The 5,323-nt window shown below is 35.7% G+C and carries 4 protein-coding genes; 2 read left to right on the top strand and 2 right to left on the bottom strand.

The features are described from left to right. Window positions 1-3,454: FG-GAP-like repeat-containing protein (locus IQ242_RS15900; RefSeq protein WP_193960627.1), on the bottom strand; the 3,454-nt coding region annotated here is incomplete at its 3' end. A gap of 542 nt (window positions 3,455-3,996) precedes the next feature. On the opposite strand from IQ242_RS15900, the gene IQ242_RS15895 reads away from it, so the two are divergent. Both IQ242_RS15895 and IQ242_RS15890 read left to right on the top strand, forming a co-directional pair. After that, window positions 3,997-4,242, top strand: coding sequence for a hypothetical protein (locus tag IQ242_RS15895; RefSeq protein WP_193960626.1), 246 nt, complete (start codon window positions 3,997-3,999; stop codon window positions 4,240-4,242). Further along, window positions 4,239-4,397 (top strand): PIN domain-containing protein, encoded by a 159-nt coding sequence (locus tag IQ242_RS15890; protein WP_228021035.1) that lies wholly within the window; start codon window positions 4,239-4,241, stop codon window positions 4,395-4,397. Before IQ242_RS15895 ends, IQ242_RS15890 begins: the two co-directional genes overlap by 4 nt. 546 nt (window positions 4,398-4,943) lie before the next feature. On the opposite strand, the gene IQ242_RS15885 is transcribed toward IQ242_RS15890, so the two are convergent. After that, on the bottom strand, window positions 4,944-5,323 hold a 380-nt coding region (locus IQ242_RS15885; RefSeq protein ID WP_193960625.1), incomplete at its 5' end, for a DUF4351 domain-containing protein.

Raw genomic sequence — 5,323 nt, 5'->3', positions numbered from 1 at the left:
TAACAAAACCATTACTATTTGCATTCCAAGAATCATTAACAAAATGAATTAAATCGGTTTTGCCATCTCCATTAAAGTCTCCTGTTTCGTATCTATAGTTGTTATTGTTAACTGCATAACTCGGAGGATCAAAACCCTGCTTGATGTCAAAGGTTCCATCAGTATCCGGTTTATCACTATTTTGCCAAGATAGTAACCTTTGCTCTTTCTTATTTGATATAGACTGATATTGCTGCAAATAATTCTGTACCTTGTCTGGATTCTGTTGTGACTGTAGGGTTAGGTATGCGGCTTCTAGGCGGAGGGTTTGGAGATTTGCGATCGTTTTATCATTTACATCATTAGGAATAATACTATCCCGTCGCTGTTTGACATAATTCTGTAAATTGGTTTCTATCCATTGTTCTTGTTGATCGTTAGTTAAGTCAATCTGAACCACTAAACCTTGAGTTTTATTTGTAATTTCTTTATCTAATTTATCTATTAATTTAGGATTAATAGATTCAAAATAATTATTAACAGTTAAATTACTTTGATTGATTAAAAGTTGAATTCCTTCATTATGTATTATTGGAAGAGGACTAAGATATAGTCCATTTGCTCCTGAAGCTTTCCAATGAAAGAAATTATCATCTCTTCCATCTCCATTAAAATCACCTACTAAAGTAGTAGTATTTCCTTTAATTGCTCCTGTAGCAATGGGATCTAAATATTGAGTAAAACCGCCTTGTCCATTACTTAAATAAAGTCGATTAACCCCCATTCCTCTCCAAAAGAAATAGACATCATCTTTTCCATCTCCATTAAAATCACCTACTAAAGAATTATCATGTCCATTAATTGCTCCTGTAGCAATGGGATCTAAATATTGAGTAAAACCGCCTTGTCCATTACTTAAATAAAGTCGATTAACCCCCATTCCTCTCCAAAAGAAATAGACATCATCTTTTCCATCTCCATTAAAATCACCTACTAAAGAATTATCATGTCCATTAATTGCTCCTGTAGCAATGGGATCTAAATATTGAGTAAAACCGCCTTGTCCATTACTTAAATAAAGTCGATTAACCCCCATTCCTCTCCAAAAGAAATAGACATCATCTTTGCCATCTCCATTAAAATCACCTACTAAAGAATTATCATGTCCATTAATTGCTCCTGTAACAATGGGATCTAAATATTGAGTAAAACCGCCTTGTCCATTACTTAGATAAAGTCGATTTCTTCCACTACCTCGCCAAATAAAATAAACATCATCTTTGCCATCCCCATTAAAATCATCTACTAAAGTATTATCAGGACTTTCATTGATTGACAATGTATTAATTGGATCTAAATATTGGTTAAAATTACCTTGTCCATTACTTAGATAAAGACGATTTCTTCCGCTACTTCGCCAAGTAAAATAAAGATCATCCTTGCCATCTCCGTTAAAATCACCTACCAAAGCATTATCAGGATTTTCATTAATTGATAATGTGTTAATTGGATTTAGATATTGGTTAAAACTTAGATTAAAAATATATGGAGTATATTCTATTTGATTGGCTAAATCTTGATACTTTTTAATTGCTTTGTCTAAACTATTGCTTGTCTGTAAATAATTAGGGTTATCCTTAAAATTATTTTGTAATAAATTTGCTACGCTAATAACTTCAATTCCTATCTGTTTATATTGATCGATATTCCCAGAAGATAACAGTTCTTTTTTATTTGCTAATTTTTCTTTAACTCCTTGTAAGGTTGCATATTGTTTTTCATACTTAGTTAAATCTGAATAATGCTGACCCAACTTCGCTAAATCCTGATACTCCTGTAACTGCTTCTTCGCCAAAAACAGCGCATCCGTCACAAAATCAACACTATCCGCCAAAGCATCACGCCGTCTTACCGTTGACTCCCGAATCTGTAACGCCTCATCTAACTGAATCTCATTTAGATAATAATCCCCATAAGGAGTCGCCAAATTCTCATCAATATAACTCGTCAAACTATCAAACTCCTGAGACGTAGCTTGAGAGCCATTCCAAACCTTAATCGTTAAATTATGATTATCCTCTAAATTATCCACCCAAACAGTCGTTAAACCCTTCAACTGGTTAGCCAATTGACTGTTTAAACTCACATAACCCTCAATATTATTATTCCCTAAAGCCACCTTAACCGATGCTTCATGGTCCGCAGCAGTCCCCTTTCTCGTCTCCAACTCCTGCTTAAACTCCAACTCACCCGCTAACACCGTTTTCTGATACTCTTGTACCTCTCCCACAATTTTCTGCTTCTCTAAAATCGCCTTTTCCAACGCCGCAATCTCAGAATTAGACCCATTTCCACTCTTCAAAGCCGTTAAATCAGCCTGAAGCGCACCAATTTTTTGCTTAATACCATCAACCGTATCCTGCAAAAACTTAGACGAATAATCCTGAGTCTTGAGAAAAGCATAATCCGTCAGCAAATCCCCCAGCGCCTTATCCGCAACCGTCACAGCTTGCTTATTCCCTTCCCAAGCGGTTTTAATATCCACTAAAGCCTGATTTTTCTTCTCTAAATCCTCAAGTTGCTTGGGAATAATATTACTCTCAAGTCCCTGTAACTCCTGATTTGAGTCATCAATTTGGAAAATAACAACCGCCAACTCCTGATTATACTTAGTCGTCGCAATCGACAGTAAATTCTGTTGTTGCTCAATCTGAATCAGATAACCATTAATCTCCTTCTGAATCCCATCTTTTAGACCCGGATTCGTTTCAGCATTGAAACGAGTATAAGCATCATCAATACTCTTCTGAATATCCTTCTGTTTTTGCTCATTTTGTGTTTTAGATTGAGTAAAGCTAGAAGTTAAAGCCTTCTTTTTATTTTCTAAATTCTGCAAACTTTCCGTTAAAAACTTCTGCTTACTGAGACTCCCTTCAAAAGTTTCCTTCGCAAAGGAATAATCATCATTAGCTAACCTTAACTGTTCCTCCGTCGTGTCTAATTTAACCTTGGCCTTATCTAATTCGCTGCTGAGAGTTTCATACTGCTTCAACGCTGTGGGAATCGGTAACGTCAACTTCTCCAGTTTCGTCGGTTGAATATCCGTATTATTAAAGACAAAATTATCATTATCAATGATCTTGACAATTGCCGTATTTTGTGTACCAATCGTCACCCCATTAGTCGGATTCGTCAAGGACAGGTTAAGGGTTTCCACCGCTTCAAACTGACTATCTTCCTTAATCGGAATCGTAATAATTTTAGGCGCACTATCCCCATGAGCAAACGTAACCTTAATGGGGGTATTACTATAATCGTTTGCGGTTGCTGTACCATTATTTAACGTAATCGTCGCACTGACTTCTGTATCACTTCCCCCCGTGCGAGTTACAACGACTTGAGTTATACGACTTCCGTTTTCAGTCAGCGTATAAGTCGGCGCACTAAATGCTAAAACTCCGGGATTATTAAGCATAATTTATCACTCCAGAAAAAGTGAAAATATTTTATTGATTGAGATTAGGTTAACTAACCGATATGGTGAATAGCCGATTGCAATTGACTTAAAGGCTGGTTTCCCTTCAGGCGCTCCCAGTTGTCTGCTGGCGAGCCTTTGAGTAAAATCCATAACCTAGACGGCTAATAAGAGTTAGAAGCGATGCGATCGCCACTACCCTGCTACTTGGTTCGTTAATATCCAGACATATACTTACTTCCTGAAAAAGTCAAGCATAAAATCTAAATTGTAAAATTTCTTTACAAAAAACTTCAGCAAAAGTGAACATTAAATCGATAAAAGTGGACAAAAATTGACAAAAAGGGATCGGGTTAGTTGAATTTAGCGAAAAATCGGGGAATCCCAACTCCGCCATGGGGCGATCGCGAAAGGAATGAAAATTTCCCTGAAATTTGCTTAATTTTACCTGATTTTAGAGATTTGCTGGCAAATCAGCATTTTTGTGATATATTATAATCATAGTAATTTTTTTTATACTTAATTGTAGCTAAGTAATAATCATGAGTTCTACAGCAATACGTCAACAAATAATTCAATCATTAGCTAATCTTTCTGACGAACAATTATTGCAAATCAGAGAGTTAATTGATCAAAATTTTCTGCTTCAAATTAAACCTAAATCAGAAGAAGAAATACAACAGTTAATTAAATCATTACAAGGTAAATATGCTCATGCACCTAACAGTAGTGAAGATTTTGCCCAACAAAAACAAGCAGAAATTGATTGGGAGGAGAGTAATAGATGAATATCATTTTAGATGCTTGTGCTGTAATTGCTTTTTTTCGTAATGAAACAGGAGCGGATCTTGTTAGAGAAACCATCACTAATCAAAATAATAACAAGATGATTCATGTTATTAATCTTGGCGAAGTTTACTATAATTTTTATCGAGATAAGTAGGTGGGTGGAATTAAATATAAGATGAACGTAGGTTGGGTTGAAGTATGAAACCCAACGCCCGCATGGGTTACGCTACCGCTAACCCATCCTACAAATAATTGTGCCTCCCTACTTATAGAAGAATCAGAAACAGAAAAACTAATTCAAGAATTAAGCAATATTAACATAAAAACTCGCTTTGATTTAAGTGGCAATTTTTGGCGACAAGTAAGCAAATATAAAGCAGTAATTAAACGCATTTCTTTAGCTGATTGTTTTGCTTTAACTTTAGCCAATCAAGAAAAAGGAATTCTAGTTACTTCTGACCGGAAAGAATTTGAACCGATTGTTCCTCTTAATATTTGTCAGATTGATTTTATTCGTTAATAACTGAAGCTTATCTCTGAATTACTTCCTCACAATAACAATTTTAGTGGGTGATGGCGACGGGGATACCTTCCGCGTTAACCTTTCTCTTTCCACTAAAAACCCCACAGAAAAGGGGTTTCTCGGAGAAACCCCTTTTCTCAAGACTGAAGGTTAAAAAAGCGATCGCTAACGTCAAAGCTAGGCAGTTAAAGTATTTAACCAATTGATTAAATCTTCAATGTTAGAGAAATCGAATAAAGCTTCTCCTAATACTTCGACATCATCAATACTTAACTCCATAATTTTAGTTTCCAATGAAGGATTAATCTCCCCTAACTTGCGTTTAAGTTGACGAAGAATCAATGTCTTTTCGCGTTCGATACCTTGTTCAATACCTTGTTCAATACCTTGTTCAATACCTTGTTCAATACCTTGTTCAATACCTAGTTCGATACCTTGTTCAATACCTAGTTCAATACCTTGACGCATCCAACTGGTAGTAATTTGCATAACTCCCTCCTGTACGGGTTGACTAAATGTGCTAATCTCTTCTTGAAATTGTCTCTCTTCGGCAGGAT

Origin of the sequence: Microcystis sp. LEGE 08355, from assembly GCF_015207185.1 — a bacterium.
Lineage (GTDB): Bacteria > Cyanobacteriota > Cyanobacteriia > Cyanobacteriales > Microcystaceae > Microcystis > Microcystis panniformis.
Note: the sequence above shows the minus strand (reverse complement) of the source record. Positions and strands in the feature narration are given on the sequence as shown.

Bases quoted from the DNA above. Each gene is read 5' to 3' on its own strand.
- IQ242_RS15895 (WP_193960626.1), top strand. From the start codon at position 3,997: ATGAGTTCTACAGCAATACGTCAACAAATAATTCAATCATTAGCTAAT.
- IQ242_RS15890 (WP_228021035.1), top strand. From the start codon at position 4,239: ATGAATATCATTTTAGATGCTTGTGCTGTAATTGCTTTTTTTCGTAAT.